Origin of the sequence: Nostoc sp. NZL (genome assembly GCF_015714705.1) — a bacterium.
Classification (GTDB): Bacteria; Cyanobacteriota; Cyanobacteriia; order Cyanobacteriales; family Nostocaceae; genus Nostoc; species Nostoc foliaceum_A.
The window spans coordinates 26,064-48,159 of record NZ_WBKL01000052.1 but is presented as its reverse complement, the minus strand read 5'-3'; the positions used below and the strand labels follow the sequence as shown (position 1 = coordinate 48,159).

General features: G+C 41.1%; 18 protein-coding genes. 8 read left to right on the top strand and 10 right to left on the bottom strand.

What is annotated here, in order from left to right:
• The first annotated feature begins 171 nt into the window (after positions 1 to 171).
• From F8R90_RS07525 to F8R90_RS07510, 4 genes are all read left to right on the top strand, one after another.
• Positions 172 to 537 carry an STAS domain-containing protein gene (locus tag F8R90_RS07525; protein ID WP_190893946.1) on the top strand — a complete coding sequence of 122 codons (366 nt, stop codon included), beginning with the start codon at positions 172 to 174 and terminating at the stop codon, positions 535 to 537.
• A gap of 575 nt (positions 538 to 1,112) precedes the next feature.
• On the top strand, positions 1,113 to 1,592 hold the full coding sequence (locus tag F8R90_RS07520) for a Mini-ribonuclease 3 (protein ID WP_196510231.1): 480 nt from the start codon (positions 1,113 to 1,115) through the stop codon (positions 1,590 to 1,592).
• A gap of 92 nt (positions 1,593 to 1,684) precedes the next feature.
• Entirely contained in the window at positions 1,685 to 2,746 is a 1,062-nt protein-coding gene (gene rlmB / locus F8R90_RS07515) for a 23S rRNA (guanosine(2251)-2'-O)-methyltransferase RlmB (RefSeq protein WP_190893914.1), read from the top strand.
• A gap of 86 nt (positions 2,747 to 2,832) precedes the next feature.
• A complete protein-coding gene (locus F8R90_RS07510) occupies positions 2,833 to 3,135 on the top strand; it encodes a DUF1816 domain-containing protein (protein ID WP_190893915.1) in 303 nt (100 codons plus the stop codon).
• Positions 3,136 to 3,305: 170 nt separating this feature from the next.
• On the opposite strand, the gene F8R90_RS07505 is transcribed toward F8R90_RS07510, so the two are convergent.
• The gene (locus tag F8R90_RS07505) at positions 3,306 to 4,154 is read right to left on the bottom strand and encodes an alpha/beta fold hydrolase (protein ID WP_196510230.1); all 849 of its coding nucleotides are present in this window, start codon (positions 4,152 to 4,154) and stop codon (positions 3,306 to 3,308) included.
• 191 nt (positions 4,155 to 4,345) lie between these two features.
• Positions 4,346 to 5,230 (bottom strand): tRNA pseudouridine(55) synthase TruB, encoded by an 885-nt coding sequence (gene truB, locus F8R90_RS07500; RefSeq protein WP_196510229.1) that lies wholly within the window; start codon positions 5,228 to 5,230, stop codon positions 4,346 to 4,348.
• A 449-nt stretch (positions 5,231 to 5,679) separates the two neighbouring features.
• On the opposite strand from truB, the gene F8R90_RS07495 reads away from it, so the two are divergent.
• Positions 5,680 to 6,189, top strand: coding sequence for a hypothetical protein (locus F8R90_RS07495; protein WP_196510228.1), 510 nt, complete (start codon positions 5,680 to 5,682; stop codon positions 6,187 to 6,189).
• Between the two features lies 1 nt (position 6,190).
• Here the strand turns inward: F8R90_RS07495 and F8R90_RS07490 are convergent, their stop codons facing one another.
• The 3 genes from F8R90_RS07490 to F8R90_RS07480 all read right to left on the bottom strand — a co-directional run bounded on the left by F8R90_RS07490 (position 6,191) and on the right by F8R90_RS07480 (position 11,129).
• Positions 6,191 to 7,945, bottom strand: a complete 1,755-nt coding sequence (locus F8R90_RS07490) for a hybrid sensor histidine kinase/response regulator (RefSeq protein ID WP_196510227.1) — start codon at positions 7,943 to 7,945, stop codon at positions 6,191 to 6,193.
• Between the two features lie 273 nt (positions 7,946 to 8,218).
• Entirely contained in the window at positions 8,219 to 8,674 is a 456-nt protein-coding gene (locus tag F8R90_RS07485; RefSeq protein WP_190893920.1) for a response regulator, read from the bottom strand.
• A 52-nt stretch (positions 8,675 to 8,726) separates the two neighbouring features.
• Complete coding sequence (locus tag F8R90_RS07480; protein ID WP_196510226.1) at positions 8,727 to 11,129, bottom strand: ATP-binding protein; 2,403 nt, start codon at positions 11,127 to 11,129, stop codon at positions 8,727 to 8,729.
• Positions 11,130 to 11,638: 509 nt separating this feature from the next.
• Between F8R90_RS07480 and F8R90_RS07475 the strand changes: the two genes are divergently transcribed.
• Both F8R90_RS07475 and F8R90_RS07470 read left to right on the top strand, forming a co-directional pair.
• Positions 11,639 to 12,235, top strand: coding sequence for a response regulator (locus F8R90_RS07475; protein ID WP_196510225.1), 597 nt, complete (start codon positions 11,639 to 11,641; stop codon positions 12,233 to 12,235).
• Positions 12,236 to 12,696: 461 nt separating this feature from the next.
• On the top strand, positions 12,697 to 12,948 hold the full coding sequence (locus tag F8R90_RS07470; protein ID WP_196510224.1) for a DUF7219 family protein: 252 nt from the start codon (positions 12,697 to 12,699) through the stop codon (positions 12,946 to 12,948).
• Positions 12,949 to 13,190: 242 nt separating this feature from the next.
• On the opposite strand, the gene F8R90_RS07465 is transcribed toward F8R90_RS07470, so the two are convergent.
• Together F8R90_RS07465 and F8R90_RS07460 are read right to left on the bottom strand one after the other, a co-directional pair.
• The gene (locus F8R90_RS07465) at positions 13,191 to 14,897 is read right to left on the bottom strand and encodes an alpha/beta hydrolase (RefSeq protein ID WP_196510223.1); all 1,707 of its coding nucleotides are present in this window, start codon (positions 14,895 to 14,897) and stop codon (positions 13,191 to 13,193) included.
• Positions 14,898 to 15,352: 455 nt separating this feature from the next.
• On the bottom strand, positions 15,353 to 16,276 hold the full coding sequence (locus tag F8R90_RS07460; protein WP_196510222.1) for a DMT family transporter: 924 nt from the start codon (positions 16,274 to 16,276) through the stop codon (positions 15,353 to 15,355).
• Positions 16,277 to 16,548: 272 nt separating this feature from the next.
• Here F8R90_RS07460 and F8R90_RS07455 point away from each other — a divergent pair, with 272 nt between their 5' ends.
• Positions 16,549 to 16,728: a high light inducible protein gene (locus F8R90_RS07455; protein WP_190893926.1), complete on the top strand. Its 180-nt coding sequence runs from the start codon at positions 16,549 to 16,551 to the stop codon at positions 16,726 to 16,728.
• A gap of 99 nt (positions 16,729 to 16,827) precedes the next feature.
• On the opposite strand, the gene F8R90_RS07450 is transcribed toward F8R90_RS07455, so the two are convergent.
• From F8R90_RS07450 to F8R90_RS07440, 3 genes are all read right to left on the bottom strand, one after another.
• A complete protein-coding gene (locus F8R90_RS07450) occupies positions 16,828 to 17,919 on the bottom strand; it encodes a hypothetical protein (protein ID WP_196510221.1) in 1,092 nt (363 codons plus the stop codon).
• 147 nt (positions 17,920 to 18,066) lie between these two features.
• On the bottom strand, positions 18,067 to 21,042 hold the full coding sequence (locus F8R90_RS07445) for a molecular chaperone (protein WP_230966181.1): 2,976 nt from the start codon (positions 21,040 to 21,042) through the stop codon (positions 18,067 to 18,069).
• A gap of 239 nt (positions 21,043 to 21,281) precedes the next feature.
• Positions 21,282 to 22,091, bottom strand: coding sequence for an Rpn family recombination-promoting nuclease/putative transposase (locus F8R90_RS07440; RefSeq protein WP_196510220.1), 810 nt, complete (start codon positions 22,089 to 22,091; stop codon positions 21,282 to 21,284).
• Positions 22,092 to 22,096: the final 5 nt, after the last annotated feature.

The window sequence follows — 22,096 nt, the reverse complement described above, 5'->3', positions numbered from 1 at the left end:
GGGAGCAGGGAGCAGGGAGCAAGGGAGAAGAATTTTCCCCTCTGCCCCCCGCACCCCGCCCCTCTGCCTCTTTTCCATGCCCAATGCCCAATGCCCTATCCCAGCAGATTGTAGACAACTTGCTCAAAAACCATCTATACTTGAGCGTTCACTTTAACTCATGAGGAGGGAATTATTGCTGAGCCACTGAATCTAACCGTTAGCCTGAGGGGCACTCGTGAAGTCCGGGATAACTGTCAGCTATTCCGCCTCACAGGTTTGTTAGATGCCTTTTCTGAACCGACATTTCGCAAGGTGCTTGGCAGCAAGATTGACGAGGGCCCTAAGCACATTATTTTGGATCTCTCACAAATCGACTTTGTTGATAGCTCTGGCTTGGGTGCTCTGGTACAGCTAGCCAAGCAGGCTCAAACTGCCGAGGGCACTTTGCAAATTGTCACGAATGCCCGCGTAACTCAAACGGTCAAGCTTGTTCGCCTAGAGAAGTTTCTCTCCCTGCAAAAATCAGTTGAAGAAGCTCTAGAAAACGTCAAGTAGTCTTGATTGCTCGACCTGAGAGATCAATTTGGCTATCCAGATTCAACATCGGATAGCTTAATTTTTAAAACTTCTGGCAGAAAACCTCTCTCCTTGTGGGAGAGGCACAAAGCCAGTTGAGCTATTATGTTTAAAGTTAAGCAATAACTAAAGATATAGACACCCAGTTATTGGGTATGTAATTGTTGGGTTATTATCGGATAAACAATCAAGTCTGAAAAAGTTGTACGAAATACAAAGCTAGCAGATTTGTCTATATGTAAACTTGACTTGATACTGTATAGTTAAAAATTGTCGCTTGCTAAGTAAGCATGAAAATGCAATCAAGTAACAGGGTGAGTTTGATGTCAGAATTTTACCCTATCTTAGCTACAGACCACAAGTAGGCGAAATTTGGTTTATGGGCGTTGACATCAGGGTGATCTAAAATGCCAAGTTTCAATCAAAAAGATAGAATTAGTAAGTGTTTCTGATAGTATTGATTATGCTAAGTATAGTATTATGGCTTACTTCAGAAAAATCAGTCTTTGCAAAGAATGCCTGCCAAATGTAGCCCGTCAAGGAATGATTTATTTGTGAAGTCACAGGAGGAAGAGCTATTAGATGGACAAGATGTAACTCCCAAACAGAGTTTATCTTGGACTCAAGCACTCTTGGCAACCACAGCGCCATTCCAACAGATTTCCCTCTCACAAGTGCAAAAAATTTCTCCTACTGCTTTAGCATATTTGGGGGATGCAATTTATGAGTTGTATGTTAGGATGTTCTATCTGCTGCCATTGCAGCGGTCAGGAATTTACCATCGTCTGGTAGTGGAGCAGGTAAAAGCGGAAACACAAGCGCTACATTTGCGATCGCTGATTCCTTTTCTAAAGGACACCGAATTAGAAATTGTCCGACGGGGTAGAAACGCCGCTACAGGACGCCCTAAGCGACTTAATCCCGAAATTTATCAACAGGCAACTAGTCTAGAAACCTTAATTGGCTACTTATATCTCACCGATTACCAGCGTCTAAACGAACTGTTGCAAATGCTTCATGTAGAAAAAGAGTGAGAACTCAATTTCACAGTAGCCACAGCAGTAGATTAGGTTCAAGAAATTGAGGTAATCGGGATTATCAACCATTCGCTATATCTATAACTCAAATGCAGAATAAACCAAGAAAAGTCAAAACTTCTAACGAACCCAATCGTGGGCAACCCGTAAAAATTCAGGGTAAGCGTATTATTACTAATCCCACTCGCAATCCTAGAAAAATAGATAGCAATCCCGTCTCTGTTGCTAATCCCACTCGCAATCCTAGGAAAATAGATAGCAACCCTACTCGCAATCCCAGGAAAATAGATAGCAACCCCATTTCTGGCAACTCCCGCCAACGAAATAGCAACTTCTCCCAGCCGTCTGTATCTACACAACCGATAGAAGAAGATAACGATCTCATCTACGGTCGTCATCCAGTATTAAGTGCGTTGCAAAATCAGCGCAATCTCAACCGTCTTTGGATTACCACCCGTCTGCGCTACGATCCCAGCTTTCACCATTTTCTGCTGCAAGCGAAGGAAAATGGCACAGTTATTGATGAGGTTGAACCCAAGCGTTTAGACTATCTCACCAACGGGGCCAATCATCAAGGTGTGGCTGCACAAATTGCTCCCTACGCCTACATCGAATTGCCCGATCTCATTGAGCAAGCAAAAGCTGTAACCGATCCGGTAATTGTAGTGGCTGACGGAATTACTGATCCCCACAACTTGGGAGCAATTATTCGCACCGCAGAAGCAATAGGCGCTCAAGGATTGGTGATTCCTCAAAGAAGGGCATCTGGGATCACTTCCACTGTCATGAAAGTGGCAGCAGGCGCTTTAGAAAATTTTGCTGTAGCTAGAGTTGTCAACCTCAGCCGCGCCTTAGAAGAATTAAAAGAAGCTGGCTTTTGGATTTACGGCACTGCTGCAAGTGGAAGCGAACCTGTGCATACAGTGAATTTCACTGGGCCAATCGTTTTGGTAATCGGCTCAGAAGGTGAAGGTCTGAGTATGTTAACTCAACGCTCCTGTGATTTCTTAGTATCGATTCCTCTACAAGGTAAGACTCCCAGCCTCAATGCTTCTGTAGCAGCGGGTATGACACTTTATGAAATTTATCGCCAGCGATCGCTAAATACCCTTCACCTAGATAAATTACAAAAAATCTCTTTGAAAAAATAACAGTAACAGAGTATAAAGAAATGTAAAAGATAATAAAGCAACATATCGTTTAACACCCTGTAGACGTTTATAAATTGGCGAAAACCATGAAAACCATTTGGCATAACCTTAAGGAAGTGTTAATTAACACATTCGACTCCATCGGCTTGGCTTGGTGGGTAGAGATTGTGACACAGAATCCCCGTTGCACGTACTATTTCGGGCCATTTCTAAGTTCTTCTGATGCAAGATTGTCAAGCATTGGATATATAGAGGATTTGGAGATCGAAGGAGCGCAGGGAATTTCTGTGAATGTCAAGCGCTGTAAACCTAATACCTTAACAATCGCCGAAGACTTGGGGGAAAGATTTGACCGCAAAGTACAGCCTGCCTTTGGCGGTCAAATTTAAGTTCAGTTAGGCCAGAGAATGAACAGGACGCTCTGATGCGGGGACGCAAAGACAAGGGAAATACAGAGAATTCTTTTACCGCGTTATTGCGTCTTTTTCACTCACCGCGTCACCACATCTTCACTCTCCATTTCTTGTTCGTCAATAGTCAAAATTTTTTAAATATTGGGCTATTGACTACCAATTACCTGCGGATGTTCTTCCAGCCAATGGTCAATGTCATTTAGCATCTGCTGGGGGACTTCCCACGGAAAAAGATGGGCGGTGTTGGGATAGCACTGCCACTTAGAATTGTTGAGGTGTTGAGCAGTTTGTAAGCTGGAATCAGATGTGATGTGGCGGTCTTGGTCACCAGCAAGTACTAAACTAGGACATTGTATTTGTGGCAAATCTAGAAGTCGGTTGTATCCCGATTGAATTGCACTATAAAGGGCGCGAGTAGCAGCAGGAGAGGTCTGCAAATAAGCTGGTACCGCTTCAGTAGCAATGTAGTTATAAGTAGTTGATGTATGTTGTTGGATTAGGTAGCGGAAAAGCGATCGCTTGCCAAAAGTTTCAATATTCCATTGCCAACTCGGCTTTATATAGTTTATTAGAGCAGCAACGCCAGTATATAAATTATCCTGCCAAGTGATAGGAGGATGACTGCCACGGGGTTTTGCGGCTGTCGCCACCAAAATCAGCCCTGTAATGCGCTCTGGCAAACGTAATGCGAGTTCCATTGCCAGAATGCCCCCAAGTGACCATCCCAATACAAGGCACTTTTCAATCTCAAGGCGGTCTAACAGCGCTTCTAAATCAGTCAAATGGTCATTCATATCAAAATTGCCATTCCAGCGACTTTTGCCGTATCCACGTAAATCAGGGGCAAAAGTTTTATAACGTTTTGATAAATGATTGGTAAAGACAGAAAGACTACGACCAGTACCAGGATGACCGTGTAGGCCAAGAATGGGGAATCCTTGACCTTGGATGTAAACATTGAGACGTGCAGCAGGTGTAGTATAGCGATCGCTCATCTAGCAAGCCAAACTCTGTGTTCAAATTAAAACCTTCAATTTATCACCAAAGCGGTGGGAAGCCCACTTGCTTTTTGGGCTGTCCGGGATAGCCGCCCCGCCGCCGTTGACTGTTAACCGTCAATCGTCAACCGTCATCAGTATGCACGTATTATCTCATCCCCTTTTAGGGGTGGGATGAGCTTAAAGTTTTAAGAAATCGGTTCATAAACCATTTGGGGAATCAACACTTCGTCTTGTAATTGCCCAATCCCTAAAAAGCGAGTCTCTTCATCATAAACTCGTACTATTTTAGAAACATCGAAAGTTAGAGAAATTCGCTGACCTTGACACCATTTTTGAGCAGATGCTGCTGGTAAAGTAAGAGATGACAAATGTTGTAAAGCTGCATCTGGGCAAATCGGTTGAAATGTATCGGCTTGCAGTTTAGTTTCTAAGTCGGTCAAAGTGAGACTATCTGTTAAATCGAAACCACTGCTTTGGGTGCGAATCAAAGCGGCAAGAGTGCCACCAGTCTCTAAAATTGCACCTAAGTCACGAGCGATCGCTCTAATATATGTACCAGAACCACAAGCGATCGCCACATCCAATTCGGGAAAATCTCCTTCTCTCCAGTCCAAAATATCTATCTGAAAAACTTCCACTGTTCGCACTGGAACTTCCACCATTTTACCTTGGCGTGCTAAGTCGTAGAGGCGTTTACCATCTACTTGAATTGCACTGTAACTAGGTGGTATTTGCTCAATCTTGCCTTCAAATTGTGGTAATGCACTTTTCACTTGTGCCAAACTCAATCCAGCACAAGGTTGAGAAGTGATGATTTCACCTTGTAAATCATCAGTTGTAGTACGCACACCCAATCGAATAGTGGCTTTGTAAGCTTTGTTTCCTGGCAGATACTGCAATAATCTTGTGGCTTTACCAAGAGCGATTGGTAAAACCCCTGTAGCAGCTGGATCTAAGGTTCCCGCATGTCCTACACGCTTGAGGCGCAACAATTTTCGCACCCGCGCTACGCAGTCGTGGGAAGTCCAGTCAAATGGTTTGTTTAAGTTGAGAAAACCTTGAAATAACACAAAATCAATACTTACAGCTTCTAAACTCTATTAAATACTTATTTAATGCTCAAAGCATTAATATTTGGTAATCAAGGTTTAATTGGGCATCATTTTATACGCAGAAATCGTTCTAAAGACATTCTCTAAACACTTTACCGAATAATACACAAAAAATGCAGATAACGCCGAGCATGTACAGTAAATATCAGGATGTCACTTATAAGTGACAGAACATAAAATTGTAAGAAATAAACAAATATTATAGAAAAATTAATAAAATTTTTCTTATATCTTTACGTTGACCAATTGTGCTTCTATGCGCTACTCAAGGAAACAAGGATTTTTTTGAACGTTTGATAGAGACACTACCTGTTTTACTTTAACCACCAGAATAATTGGTGGGTTGACAATTGGTCTAATACTTTTACCAAAACAATCATCAATAGGGTTTTATGAACATAAATCAAATGAAAAAAACAATCTTCACTACTACATTAATTCTTTGTTCTATGTTGATTGTGAGTTGTGGTGACTCTGACAAGAGTGCTTCTCAACAAAATAAAGTTAATCAAGCAAATACTGCAACAACTACTCCAATTAATTCTGAATCTCCCTCTGCAAATAAAGCAAAGTTAGATGATATTGAAGTTAGCAAAAACACTAGTAGTTCAACATTAAATGAAAATACATCGATTAAAAATAAAAAAGTTAATGAAGTTCCTAAAGATAAGCCGATATTGGGTACTATCAAAGATATGCAGAATGGAGACTTAAAATGCTACGTTACTGTTGTCGATGAAAAGGGTAAATTATATGATGTCGGTGCGACATTTGATATTTGCGAACCAGAGAAATACGTCAAGAAAAAAGTACAGATGTCTTATGGGCTAGAAAACGTCAATGATTGCCAAAGTTCTGAGCCTTGCGGGAAAACAATCAAAGAATGGTTGATTACCAAACTAGAAATTCGAGAGTAGGTCAAGTTGATGATGGGGATAGTTGACCTATTGGACATATCTTCGGTAAGCTGACTGTAACTTTAGTTCCTTGTCCCACTTCACTAGACAAGGTGATATAGCCACCATGTAACTCAACGCAAGCTTTAGCGATCGCAAGCCCTAAGCCTGTACCGGGGATTGTGTCAACGTTACTTCCACGACTGAACGATTGAAACAAATTTTCTTGATCTGCCATTGGGATACCAATTCCCTGATCTTTGATAGAAAAGATTACTTGTGATTCTTTACCGATGAGGTGGAATTCTACAGTACCTCCATCTGGAGAGTACTTAATTGCATTGGATATTAAGTTAATAAAAATTTGCTGCAAAAGTCCGCGATCGCCCCAAAAGCCTTGATTATTCCCACTAATTTGAAAAATCAATTTGTGGCGATCGCCTGCTGTTTCTCGCTCTTGTTCTATCAGTTCAGAAAAAAATTGCAGTAAATCGAGTAGGATTGGCTTAAATTTGGGTTTTTCCAGTTCAAATTGGTTAACCAGAAGCATGTTATCCACAAGTTTGGACATATACCTTGCTTTCTGTTCAATTATTCCCAAAAACCTTTGTTGTTTAGATTCATCCAGTTGCTGGCTATGTTTTACCAAAGTTGATGCAGCAGCAAGAATTGAAGTTAGCGGCGTTCGATACTCATGGGAAACCGTTGCAATGATTTGAGATTTAAATGTATTGAGTTGCTTTTCTTTGGCAAGCGCTGCTTGAGTTTGGGCTAGCAATTCAGCTTGTTGGATGGCGATCGCTAGTTGCACCGAAACTTCGTTGAGCATTTGGGCATCATCAGTTTGCCACTGTCGTTCCCCGGAATTATGGTGAGCAATCAACAAACCCCAAAGCTTGGGGGTTGGGTTCCCATTGTTACTCAGATTAATGGGAACCACCAGATTTGCCTTAGTATTAAATTGCTCTTTCAGTCCGACACAATTACACAAGCCAAGCTCATAGATATAAGGGATGGGGGATTGGGTATTGGGCAGAAAAGGCAGAGGGGCAGGGTGCAGGGTGCAAGGGGGAGAATGAGTAATTAATTTAACTCTCTCCTTCCTCTGCTCCCTGCTCCCTGCTCCCTGCTCCCCTGCTTCTTCTCGTGTCCCGACGCGATCGCACAATGCTACAGTGCGGTATGACTCAACTGAGGAGGCAACAATTTTACCGTCAGTATCTGGGGCGAACTGATACACTATCACGCGATCGCACTTCAGAAGTTGCTGTACCTCAGCTACAGCTGTATTCAAAATTTGCTCTAGGTTAAGAGACTGGCGAATTCGGAGAGCAGTCGTGGCAATTAGGCGTTGGCGCTCTTGAGTTTTGCTGAGTTGGGCTTGCAAGCACGATTGCTTGATGGCGTTGCGGACTGTTAGTTGCAGTACATCCTGTGTCAGATTTTGCTTGACCAAATAATCTAACGCACCCCGTTTCATTGCTTGCACAGCTATCTCTTCATCACCACGCCCTGTCAACATAATCACAGGGACAGAAGTCTCAAATATCTCCTGCTGCATCTGATCAAAGAGTTCTAACCCACTCATATCAGGCAGGCAAAAATCCAGCAGAATGACATCAAAGCGCATTTTTTGGCACAAAGCAAGTGCTTCTTCTGCACAGTCTGCCTCCAAAATCTGGTAGGACTGGTGCGGATCTTTCAACAGATATCGACGATAGATTTTCCGATCTGCTGCACAATCATCGATGATGAGTAGCGTCCATGTGTCCAACATATATAAGTATGAGGATTAGGGAGCGATGTAGATCCCTTTTATTCAGATTATGTTTTTATTTGCATAATTCTAAAAATAATATAAAATAAGTGTAAATAAAATCTAAATTCTTTAGCAATTCTAAAGGAATATAAACAAAGAAAATGGGAAAAACTCATCTAAAAGAGACAAGCAGACACAGTGACTCAAAGAGGAAAATGTCTCTGTGCCCTCTGAGCCGTCTCTTTTGTTATCCTTTTTTCCCTACTGTCTCATCAACAGAGAATAAACAAATTAATCCAAGACTGGCGGCATATTGGCTTCAAGCCAATAGTCTACAAATGCTTGAATCGTCTTTTTTAGTTCCTGAGCATCCATCGGCTTTACCAAATATCCATTTGCGCCCTTTCGGTAGCACAATTCAATATCCTTGGGGTTAGATGATGTGGTAAAAACAACGATGGGGATTTCCTTGAAACTCTTGTCTTGCTTGAGCCGATCTAAAATGTCACGGCCATCAATACCTGGCAAATTCAGATCGAGCAAGATAACAGAGGGTCTTAGTGCTACTTGAGAGTTGCGTAAGGCTTCGCTTCCTTGTTGATAGAGGAAGTCTAAAACCTCATCCCCATTAGTACAACGATGTATGGGGTTCTGGACGGACATGCGCCGCATCAGACGTTGTAGCATCCGAAAATCTTCATTGCTGTCCTCAACAACGAGCAGAGGTTCATGAAGTTTTTTTGTCATTCGTGGTCTTAAAAGAACTTAACAAAAATACATATTTGGTTATTATATTAAACTATTCCAGCGTAAAATAAAAAATTGAGCCAACACCGACGGTAGATTCAACCCAAATTTGACCGTTATGAAGCTCAACAATCTTCTTAACAATAGCTAGTCCTGCACCTGCTCCTCCACCGTACTTTTCCTGGGAGTGGAGTCGCTTAAATAGTCGAAAGATGGTTTCTAGGTGATGCTGTGGAATTCCAATACCGTTATCTCGGATATAGAAGATTGGGGATTGGGCATGGAGAAGAGGCAGAGGGGCAGGGTGCGGGGGGAAGAGGGGAAAATTCTTCTCCCTTGCTCCCTGCTCCCTGCTCCCTGCTCCCTGCTCCCTGCTCCCTGCTTCCTGCTCCCTGCTCCCTGCCCCCTGCTCCCTGCTCCCTGCTCCCCCTGCTTCTTCTTGAGAAAGGTAGCCAATCTCAACCCATTGCTCTGCCTTATCGTTGTATTTGAACGCATTGCCTAGCAGATTGCTGAAGACTTCATTAACGAGAACTCGGTCACACTGAACTGTTGGTAAAGGCCGAGGAATACGAATATTCACAAGCCCAGAGTCTTGGCGACTAGCACGAAAGACTTCAATCACTTGGGTAACCAATTCGTTGAGGTCGGTTGCTTGCTCTCGCAGTTGTGCTTGTCCTAACTGTGAGAGTCGTAGCAGAGCATTAATGAGAGTTTCCATGCGTACAGACAAGGAAACTACTGTTTGCAAGCACTCAATTCCCTCATCATCTAAGACTTGGGCATAGTCTTCTAGCAGCACCGTCGAGAAGTTATAAATTCCCCGCAAAGGCTCTTTGAGGTCATGGGAAGCCGCGTAGGCAAAGGAGGCTAATTCCCGGTTGCTGCGCTCTAACTCTAGGTTGATTTTAGCTAACTCATCCGCCTTAGATAGTACAATCCCAACGATCGCATTATTCAGAGCGATCGCACTCTCAAGTTCACAAGTTTCCCAAGGTAGAGAAGTTAATCTAACCGTTTCTTGCCATTGTTCAAAGGATTTTCGTGGAGATAGGGTAAGGCTACCATCTGTCTGAGCTTGAATGGATTCGTTAGGATTACCTGCCCAGTTTACTGTTTGGATAACTTCAGGGCGGAACCAAAGAATATAATAACGCCGGACTTTAGAAATCCGCAGTAGCAGCAAGCCACTGGCAGTATCTTTAAAGATGAGCGCCTCTGGGTAAAGCTTCGGCAGAGAATCGGTGAAAAACAGATTATCACTAACTTGGGTATCTGCCCATTCAATTAACGCCTGAACTTCATGAATATTTGGTGTTGCTCCTACAAGGGTAATTTCATTATTCAGACAAACCGCCGCTCCAGAAGCACTGACAAGATCGAGCAAGCGGATTTCAGGTTTAATTAGGGCATCGATAAAATTATCTGCTTGGGAAATGGACTCAAGGAAATCAGACTGTAGCGATTTGAGTTTTACCTTATAGTCCCATTCCGAATAACTAATTTTGTGCACTAATTCAGAACACACAATCTGTCCCAAAAATTCGCACATCTTCTGCACTTCGTAAGAAATATACTTTGGTGTTTGATGATGGCAAGATATTAATCCCCAAAGCTTTTGCTCTTGAATGAGCGAAATCACCAAAAGAGCCTTTACTCCCATATTTTGATGATATTCAGCACAACACCAATCAAAACTTCGTAGTACAGAGTAGCTTAAGTCAAGATGCTGATGTGTTGTCGGATTTTCCGGTGGAACTAGCTCAACAGGTTCGGCTGTTAAATCGGGGAGAAATCGGAGAAAGCAGCGCGTGTATAACTCCCTAGCCTGCGCTGGAATATCTGTAGCGGGATAGTGGAGTCCTAAATAAGGTGATAAATCTTCCCGTTTGACTTCTGAAACAACAGAACCCGCTTCCGACTGGTCAAATTGATAGACCATTACCCGATCAAAACCGATGATTTTTTGGACTTCTTCAGCGACTACATGCAAAAATTCTATCAGGTTTGATGTTCTTTGCATTTTTGCGATCGCTTCACTCGCCAAAGCATGAAAGCCTAAGAAACTCACCTCAGATTTTGAATCTGTCGGCTCTAACTCCAGAATCACAGCCTCTTCTGTACGATGAGCAATCGCGTCAAAGTATCGTTCTCTATGTAAAGTATTTATTGATACTTTAAATGCATTAGGTCTGCCAATTTCTTTTACCACGCACTGCTTTACAGTTTCTATTTGTTGATCTGCTAGCAAATAGCTCAACGGTTTACCGAGCAAATCTTCTGGCTCTTTGCCCAAATAAGCTTGGGTATTGTTGCTAACTTGCAGTATCTCTAGCTGAGTACTGAGTGCCAGTAAAACTCCGTGAGGTTGAATAGAGCCAGGTATGTGAATAGGTTGGTGATCGTGGTTAGTCAGAGCGGTAGCTTGGGTAGTAGTATTTTCAGGCTGGCTCATAAATCAACTTATGTAAAGCTGATTTTTACAATAGCGCAATTAAATGTCACATTTCTTTAAAGTATATGTTGATAAGTATGAATGCGATCGCATATCAATTGCTATTGTCATGGTTTTTACAATATTAATCTCAGTACCAGTATCCTCATGTCACTCTCTTGACTATGGGAAGCAACATAAGGATATTTGAGAGCCACTGCTCTCTTTATGACATAGTTGAGGCTGGTAGTGAGATAGGAGAAGCAAACTTTCGTCTCTTGTGGCTGATGTGGCGGCGTACTACAAAAATACTTAGCTTAAATCCTAAGAATATCGTTTTGTGTAAAAATAAACACCAATTTTCAGAAAAAAAGCCAATTTTATATATCTAAGTAAATAAAAGTAGCGATCATAAAACTTGATTAGATCAAGCTAATAACATTGTAAAATGCCCAATAGGCAGCTAGTTGACAGCTAGCTACCTGTAGGACTTCCTCCCTAATTGATTAGCCAACTCAGGAGGCGAATATATGGTGTCAGACCGTTTTGAGGATGCACATCCTCTTGAAGATAGAAGCCAGATAGCTTTTGAAGATTTGCATCCTCTTAAAGATATAAAAAATGTAGATATTTTTAAAGGAATGACAATTCTAATCGTAGATGATAATCAAGATATTCTTGTCTTGATTAGCCGTGTTCTTAAAAAGTATGGAATTCAGGTGATGACGGCATCATCAGCTTTGGAAGCATTTGAGATAATTAAGCGATGTAAACTGGATCTTCTAATTAGCGATATTGATATGCCAGGTGAGTCTGGGTATTCGTTAATACAGAAAGTCCGAACACTTAAGTCAGCACAGATTAGAGAAATTCCAGCGATCGCTTTTAGTGGCAGTGCTGAAGATAAAGTTCACACAAAAGCTCTTGCATCTGGGTTTCAAACTTATATGAAAAAGCCATCAAATCCTACACAGTTGATAATAGAAGTAGCAAAGCTACTTAGATGTTCCAGTAAAAAAAGTTTTTCGTTGTTTGGCGACTATTCCTGTTTAGGGGAAATGCCTACCTTTCAAAAGGCGATAAATGAAGATTTTTTCCCTACTCGTAAGGTAACCTCAGCCCTTTAGGGGCTTTGTAGTAGCTCTGCTCTCTCTATACTGAGATTACAGCACAAATAACTCGAAGCTCTAGCAAGTATTATCGGTCACGGCTAGACGAATGCTTTTATGTAAAAGGTATAGTTTTGCCACACCTACTAAAAATGGTTTTAAATCTATCTTAAGAAAGCTTTTCGAGTTTATAAAAAGTAACTATAATCTTACTAAGCTGTCAATAGCAGCTTGTGTATGAAAGAAAAAGCAACCTCAGCAGCCTCTCTTGCTTCTAGTGTTTATAGAAGCGATAGTCTCTAGTCAATAGGTTGGAGATGTAGAAAGGCTACTTCAATCGGAAACACAAGAGTGTTTCTCGAATCTTTCGCTACAGATCAGATTAGAAGCCTAAAGGGAAATATGTTGTAACGACTGTCACACCAGTTTTTGAATTAGTTGACTATTATGAATAAAAATTATAGATAGGAGCGTAGCTAATGGTACAACCCAATCAGCCAGATAAAAACAGATTTTTTTACCCACGCAGTCGTTACTACGGTCAAATTCGGCCAGAGTGTCTAGTATTTAACGCCAATCTCCAAGAATTTGCTCAAAAAGTTAGCTTCATCTCGATTTTAGAAACATCAGGAAAGCTTGCTCCTGAAGAAGCTTACAAGCAGATTAAAGGACTTTGGAAAGAGTTGAAGCACAGCAAAAAGGAACTGGGAATTGCTAATGAACAAGACTGATGAACTTTTCTTTCTAGCTTTGCGTTTAAAAAAGCGGGAACGCCTGACGGCGAATGCGTGAGATTTTCATCTGCTGATTCAGCAGATGAAAATAGTTTTTTCTAGGTCGAATAGCTTTTATGTTTGCATGAAAGTGCAAATAAACTGCACAGGCATAATTAATTAAGTCTGTACAAGTCAAATAAAAATCATCACATTCAGCAATGCAACACCAATATCCAGCATCCAAAATCCGAAGCTGACTATGGTGTTGGGGACTTTTTTGCAGGTTTAGCTCCTTTTACATCCAGCAATTGTGTTAATTCGGTTGTATTCAATGACTTGACGAGACTCAAACCAAGAGACTTACTAGAAATGCTTTGGGTGTAGGCGGCGTTAAGGTAGGGGGTGTATTGCAATCTTCCTGCAACATAGGTTTGGAAGAAAGGTAAACTTAAAACATTCATGTAACGACGCGCTTGAGAAGCATCGCCAATCATATCGGCAGGTAATGCTACTTGTTGATTTGCGGGGTTGCCATTACCAATGGTGGAAAAGTGGGTGCCACCTACAAGCATAACGAGATATTTTTGTGAATTTGCAAACCAGGAGAAAGGTAGAATTTGTTCGGATAAAGCTGGTGCAACTGTATCATCACTACTGCTGACAATCATCACTGGAGTTTTTATTTGACTTAAGCCAGCTTTGCCGAAAATAGAACTAGTAATGGGATTAACTGCGATCGCAGCTTTCACTCTCTCATCCCGCAGGTTATAATCCTTGCCAGACTCGCTGATGCTCAATTCCAAAGCGCGACACTGAAGCAGTAAAGACATGTTCCAGGTATTTTGCAGTGCTGCTGGTTGACAGTCTTGTTTTAGCTGCTCAAAGTTGATTTTAGCGCCTGCTAGGGCTAAGGCTGTGTAGCCTCCCAAAGATTGGCCAAATACTCCGACTTGTTGCAGATTTAACCGACCTTTAAATCGTGAATCAGATTGCTTATCTTTTTCCAGTTGATTCAGGATATATGTGACATCCAAAGGTCGGTCTTTAAATTCACTTGGTTCTGCTATTTCATTGGCGCGTCCATTCAACAGAGAACGTAATTGTTTAGCATCACTACCAGGATGATTGGGAACAACGACGGCGAATCCGTAAGAAGCTAGGTGAGTAGCTAAATATTGAAAATTGCTGCTGTCTAAACCCAAGCCATGAGAAATTACAATTACGGGTGCAGCATTCTTGACATTGGGAATGTAGACATCAGTTAATAAAAGCCGATTGCGCGTTGAGTCGAAAAACTTTAAGGTGTATTTTTGCGACTTCAACTTTCCCGGAACTTGTAAATCTGGCAATTGCGAGAAATTTGGTTGTTTGATGGTAGCAGCTTCTATTTTTGACTCTTGGGAAACTGCTGCGATCGCCCGATGGGTTTGGTTAACAAGTTTCTCCAATTCCGTAGCTATATCCAAAGTCTCTGCAACATCAAGGCGAATGCTGCTTGTGGGATATTTACGCAACACATTCAAAAGTGTCAAGCCTCCCGATTCAGCAGAGGCTAAAATTAACGCCGAACGTAAAGTACCAAATCCTGGTTCTGGCTGACTGGTTTTAATGACTTGCGCCAACCGATGTAGCAAAAATTCTCCTTGCGGTGTGTAGAGAAGTTGCGAAACTATTGCTGGATTAACTTTCACACGATTGAGTAAAATCCGCCGCAATTCTTGAAGCTGTTGTAGAGGCAGATATTGCTGATACGCTGCCAAATCTTCGTTAATTACACCTGTTTTGGCATAGTTTTCTAAAGTGGTGACTGAAATGGAAAGCTCTAAAGCTGAATAAGATGCATAAATCCGCTCTGCTGCCAAGACAGAATTACTAATTCCAAATGTTGGCAGCAGTGTTGAAAGAACCAGCAATAAGAAATTATTTCTCAGGGTACTGGCCCAATTACCAAACAAACTATTCATCGCTCAACTGTTTCGGTGGTCTGGTTTTATCAGGTGTTGGCTTTGGTAGTTATTCGGGCACCCTGCTTGGTTTACTTAAAGTTTTTAGCCTCAATTTTTTCAAAACAGAATTTAGGAGTCAGTCGTTAGAATTCAGTATGAATTGTGTATGACTTGCGAATGTAGAAAGCTTTATCTGACTCCTGTTAACGTTAGCGGGGCGTTTAGCCCATTCTGATTTCTCAATTCTTCTTCAAGAATTTTTTTCTTGGCTATAAAGTCAAAAATCAGATACTACAGAGCCATACAGATGGGTAAACTATCCATCATATAAGAAACTGGCTCCCGTAGCTTGCCTTCACTATCAAATCATAACAAATAAAAAATCCTCTGCCTCAGTATTTATGTTGTAGCTTTGAATATGTCACGAATTCACTAGATGAAAAAACCAGTAAAAATTCTGAAAATACTTCCTGTTAATCAGCTTTTCCCAGTGCGATCGCTACTGATCCTGTGACTACTAAACCCGCTCCTAATATTGCTATAAAACTGAAGTGTTCTGATGGTATCAAAGAAGGTGCAATAACTGATACAACTGCGACTGATATTAATGTCACAATGGGAGCTAAAGCTATTACTGCACTGACTCGTGATGCTTCCCAATGTTCTAATGATTCGGCAAAGGCACCGTAAGCAATTAAAGTATTAAAAGCACAAAAAACTAACATTCCTAAATGGAACCCATCAAGTATAAAAAGTGATTTTATCTTAGCTAGAGGAGTGAATAATAAAGCACAACCTCCATAAATAATCAGCATAATACTGGAGGAAGATAAAGACTGTAATAACTGCTTTTGTGCCAAAGCATAAATAGCCCATGCCATTGCTCCTAGCACAATCAAAACACTACCTAGTATGTATGTGCCATGTGCTGTAATTAAATTTGTTAGTTGTTCCCGAAAGAATAATAGATAACCACAAGTCATTACACTGACACCAATCCATTGATACAGCCGATAACGTTCTTTAAAAATCACTAACCCTCCGAAACCTAATAAAAGGGTAGATAATTGAATGAGAACTTCAGCGTTAGCAGGTGATGTTAGTGCTAAACCTTGCATGAACAGAAAGTAATTAATCCCTAAAAAGAGTGTAGCGATCGCTAGTAATTTCCAAGAAGCAGAATGCAGTTGTTCTAACTTTGGTAAATTGCTGCGTATTCCTAAATACACGGCAAGGAGTAAAAATGATACCAAAAAGCGAAACCAAATGACGGTATAGACATCGAGTACTTGCAGAGTTACCGCCAGAGCAATAGGTAAAATTCCCCACAATAAGACCGTCAATAGCGATAACGCTAGCCCTAAGCGCCACCGACCAGAACTTTGATGTAGTGACATTTAAATATCCTACTCAAAGTAGGGCTGATGATAAATTGAAACATATCTAATTTGCATATCTAAATTTTATCAAGCTCTTGTTGAGAAACCATTACCTCTATTTTTGCCCGGTAGTAAGTCATAGGTAATTTGCTGTCGGCGCTAAAATTACGCACCCGTAATATATACTACTGAATTTTATATTGAGTTTATGTTGCATTTTCGTAAAAACCTGTTACATTACTTTACAGGCAGTGATAACTGTTACAACATAAAAGCTCGGAGTATTATTTATGGCAGACGTTAAGAAGACTACGCCTTCAGTTTCAGAAGATCCTAATGCTTTGCGCTGGGGCTTCACTCCTCAGAGCGAAAACTGGAACGGTCGTTTTGCAATGATTGGTTTTATATCTGCTGTTGCACTTGAAGTGTTTTCTGGTCAAGGGATTTTACACTTCTGGGGCATTTTATAAATTTAAACGTTTTTACCTTCATTAGATGATGAGGCAAGGCAGACTATGCGAATGTCCGCCTTGCCTCATCATCTCAAGAATTACAAAACTCGCCAGCAACTAGCGTGATGAGCGAAATATTACACGACCTGGAGATTCTTCCTGATTAATTCGTGCATATACTCGAAGACAAGTTAAGACTTCGCCAGGAATACCACCACAGTCTAGTTGTAAGTCATCCTTAGATAAAGCACAGATATCTGCATAAAGTCCCGATAATTGGCGAATTCGCACTTCATTACCTGCATTAATTGCCTCATCAGTGACTTTCTTCAGGATGCGTCGTGATTCGTGTTGTAGCTTTCCCCACCAAGAATAACGTTCAGCCGGCGGTACGAATACTAAGGAATGTATTGCTTCGTCAATGTCAATCCAGGTACGCAGAATTGACAGGGGGTCAGTGTTTTTCTCAGCTTTTTGGGTGCGTTGGAAGCGATCGCTTAAAGCATCAATATATTGATCGCGCTGTTCTGGTTTGGAGTGTAAAGAAATGACATCGAAGCTAAAAACGCTCTTTAAAGCATGATGTAAATCTGGGTCTATTTCGATAAAATTCATATATAAAAATAGGAATGCAGCCGGCAAATCGGATACATTACCTTGTGAATTTTGAGAATTTGAAAGTGCTTGTTGATATAAGCTCAATCCCTGAGTTTGAACAGTGCCACTAAGACCGGGGTAGATAATTTCATCGCGGATAAAGGGAAGTTGATAGAGGTTAGAATTATCTGCGATCGCACCAATTTCTTGGGCTAAATCCAAGGTGCGCGATCGCCAAGTTGCAGCCAAATCCTCTGGTAATCGCAGTAGCTTGCGTTGAATCTCATTCCACAAATCTGAGTCCGTTGTGCTTTGTAGTTGGGAATTACCCAGATAATAATTAAGTTCTGAGTCAGAATCGAAAGCTTCCCGCAGGTGACTGAGTTTTAAATCAGCTGGCGCATCTTCCCAACCAATATTTTGCTGTGGAGGTGCAGGTTCCAACAGGTTATGAAGTTCTTGCAGCACCTGGTCGCATATTTTAGCTCCTGGATCTAGTGGAAATTTTGTGCGAGCCTGATTTAAAGTAGCCTCTAGTCCATACAAACTAAACCGCAGTAACCGGGCTAACTCTGAGTTTTCTAACTCTAATAATTGACGCAAGTGCTGCATGAATCTCACCTCCAAATATTTTTATAGCGAATTAAACTTGCAAACCTCTGCGCCCCTTAGCGTTTACTTTGCGCCCCTTTACGTTTAAAAATCTTAATTTTTTCAACGCAGAGGAACGCAGAGGTTAGCGCAGAGGAACGCAAAGGTTTAATGTATTCCGCAAAAGGGATCGCGTTCTTTATCAACTTCATTGGGTTGCAATTCTAATTCGGCAAGATAAACGCATCCCTCTTGTTTTAGGCATTCCTGACTGTTTGATGTCCAGTAAGGGACTTCACCGGCGTGCATCCTCAGAATACCTTGATCGTCGAGAGTTACACGATATTGGCAAGGGTAATCTGTTGTTACATCAGGTTTGCTGAGTGCGCCAATTCTTATCCATTTTTTGGTGTTGGTTTCGGCATCTGTTTGATAAATATAGAAAGTGTGTTGGCCAGTTTGGGGGAAGGGAGGTAAGGGATTACTAATTAACCCAATTCCTGGTTCTGTCACGCCATCGCGCAGATAATGAAATTTTTGGAACAATTTACTACCATCATTTCCTACTTCAAATACAAGATGATAAGCATCTGGTTGATCAACAGTTGCTGACTCAATAACATTGACGGCAATATCACCATCATTCAAGTCTTTATTGAAACGTTCCACAGCAATATTCCAGTTCAATTTACCATCAGCAAATAGTGCTGAAGTTTCTGAAACTACCGATTCCAAATCAATGCCAGTAATGTCAATTAAATAATGGGGATTTCCCTGACAAAGCAACACACTAAATTCAAGAGTTTGGTCAATCTCAAACTGGACTTTAATTTTTTTCAGAAACTCTGCTTCTTGCATTCCCAATTTATTCATGAGGTTTTTACCGTCAAAGCTACCCCATAGTCGTAAATCTCCATCCTCATAGTCTTGACGGTAAATAATATTAGTTAATTGGATTCCTTGCCATGCGGTACGAACCTTGGCGACAGTTTCCCAAGGTGCGAGTTGATAGAGTTCTTGTCCAGCCTTGAATATAGTTAGTAAATCGTTACTTTGGGTTTTGCGTTTGAAGTTGCAGGGCAAATAATAAAATAGATTTTTGACATCAATTTCTAGCTGGTTTGCTCCCTTACGCAGCAAGCTTTTTGACTCTTCTGGATCGAATCTTAATCTTCGTAGTTTTTCGGCATAGCAAGCACCGGCAGAGGTGGCTAATTTTGTAAATTCCAACACAAAGGTAATTCGTTCTGGATTCCAGACAAAATATGGAGACTTACTAAATTCTTGGTAGATTTGTCGCTGCACTATGTCTAAATTACAAGTTTTTCCAGACAAAATTAACCAATCAACTTTTTGGGAATTCCAGGAATCTTTGGTGATATCATTGGGACGCAAGCGACTTTCCATCAAACCTTTAGCAATACCGATCGCTTCTTTAATTCCTGAAACGGCGGCTCGTTCAAATTGCTGGTTATCTAGGGTGACGCAGATGCTATTTGGATCTTTGACTTCCAATTTAACGGCGCTTTGGGTGAGCAGTTCGGAAATTTGTTGTTCAGTAAGTGTGAAAGTTAATAGAGAATTATCTACTGATGCTTTTTGTCCAAGTTTAAGTTTAGCAGCTTCCGCATGATCCCAAAGAATATAAAATGATTGCAGGCGTTGGGGTGCTTGTTGCCAACGGGTAGGTAATACTTTTTCGGCAGTATCTAGGGCATCTTTGTAAGCAATATCGCCTTCTGGATTCTCTTTATCTAGACATTTTAAAATACTGCCACTTTTGAATTTGCCTTGTTCTAGAAAGCGTTCGTTTAACTCAGAGCTAATTAAATCTTCTAACCTTTCGCTTTCAATATCACCTGTTGTTACTGCTGTCAATAAAAAGTCTGCGATCGCAACTTTTAATAATCTAAAAATTCGCAGCGTAATTAATTCACCACCTAACTGTAAATGACCAGATGAACCTAATAGTTTGGGAGTAAGTTTATAGTAACGTCCTCCTAAACCTCGGTCTTCATAATCAGCAAAGGTAGGGGTTTTATCTTCCAAAGTCAGTTCAATTAAAGCTAAATCTGTGGTTCCCCCGCCAATATCCAAGACGAGAACATTTTGTGACCATTTGTTTCCTGCTTGGCGACAACGAGTTTTGAATGACTCAATCCCAATGTTGAGATTACCGCCAAATTCTCGCCATAAAAAGAATATCGCCACAGAAACGGCTTCATCATAAGCAGTTTGCACATCGTCAATCCCCAACTGCTCAACCAGTTCCTTAACTTCCTTGCGAACAACTGGTGGGGCGACAGTGGGGTAGGTGACAACTGCTGTTAAAAAATCTCCTTCTGAAAACCTGCGTTGGGCGCGTTGGCGGTAATCTTCAGTTAACTCAATTAAATGCGCCCAAGCAGATTGGATCAGTTGGTTAGCGGTAATTAATTCTTCTTCACCATCCAAAATAACTGGAAACAAACGATCTTGACCAAAATAGCGTTTGGGTGAATGGTGAAATCTGCTGATAATTTCCTTTAAAGAACCGCTTGTACCTTGAGCGATCGCTTTTTTTCGGTTATCTCTAGCTTCCCTACCCATTCGCAGTTTTAAGTCTCCTAAGTGCGAAATTTCCGCCTCGCTGGGAATTTCCGTATCGCGGCGATCGATATCCAGCACAACTGGAATCAGATTTTGCGACTCTAGGGTAGGGACGCGAAACACCTCATGATAAATTTGGTAAAGTTTTTTGCTGACAGCACGGCGGAATCTCTCGCTGTTTCCTAAAGAAAGTTCAATTTGGCGAATTGCTTCTAAAAATCGCTCTTTATTGTCACTTTCAAAGACTTCACTCAATCGGCTGGGTTCTATCTCCAGGTTTCTGCTAATTTCTACAATAAACTTTTCCCAATCATCAGCGCTGACATCTGGTAAAGCTACTGAGGCGGGAGAACTCAGCCATTGTGATAAGCGATCGCGCAATCGCATTTCTTGTTCTTTGGGTAGAATTTCTGCGATCGGTACTTCAATTGGATCGAAAAGTGTAACTGTGGAATTCGATGTGCCAAAATCTAAAGCAAACCATCCTGGAAATCTTTTTTGTTGTTTCTCGCTTGGTTCTTGATCGCTATATTTGTTGAGTTGAAAAGGGTTCATTATAGTATCACTTTCTGTTGTTTGTTTTATAGCTGGCTAAAAACTGTAATGTTGTATTATAAAATTACAAATTTAGAGAATCCTTCTGGTAAAGACTTTTAATCTTTGGTCTTGTACCACTGATTCTCTTTAGCACTAGCTTTTTTATTTGGTGCGATATCTACGTTGGGCTACGCTTTTATATGAAAGGGCGTAGGCGTAGCCCAAACTAGGCATCGCTATGAAAATTACGGCAGTTATTAAGTTGATGTTGAAGATTCTTGCTCAGTTGCAAGTCTTACTTGTTCGATAGTTAAATCAAGTAACTGGGCAACCTCTTCCATCGACATACCACGAGCTAAGAACCGAGGTACAAGTTCAAGTTTTAGTTCTTCTCGTCCTTCTTCTCGTCCCTCTTCTTTAGCTTCTTGATAAATTCTAGTTTCTTCTAACTTCACTCCTAGCATTGCTTCTACCTCTTCACGACTTAAGTTTGCGAATTTATAAACTGCAATTGTTGTGATTACATCTATTATCTCCTTCTTAGCCAAGACAGTTATCTGCTTTTGTTGCACCCGCTCAATTAAACGTTTCGCTTCTTGCACCATTTGAGTCTCTGAGGCAATAGTCAACTGCATCAAACTGATACCTACTTTTTGCTCATCAGGACTACCTAACTCATCTAAATAAATCCGTTGTACTTGGGAACTGTTCAGTAACGATCTGTGAATAGTAGTGTTTTCCGGTTCCAAGCTGCGAGACTGTAAAATAATTACCCCGTACCAGTCATCGTAAAGCGATGGGTTACGATACATATACAGCATAGATTCGGAGAAAAACCGATGGTACAGTAACTCATCCTTTTGGAATTGTACCTCAGCAAAAAAGATCATCTGAGATGCTGCATCAAGTGGAGGTAAAAATACCCCATCAATCCGAAATGTTGGTTCTTTAACTTCAACTGATTCAAAGCGATAGCTACTAGCTTCGGCTGGTGGTTGTTCTACTAACTCGAAAAACAATCCTGGGACACGCTTGAAAATTGTATAAAAAATCGCATCACGTCTCACAAATA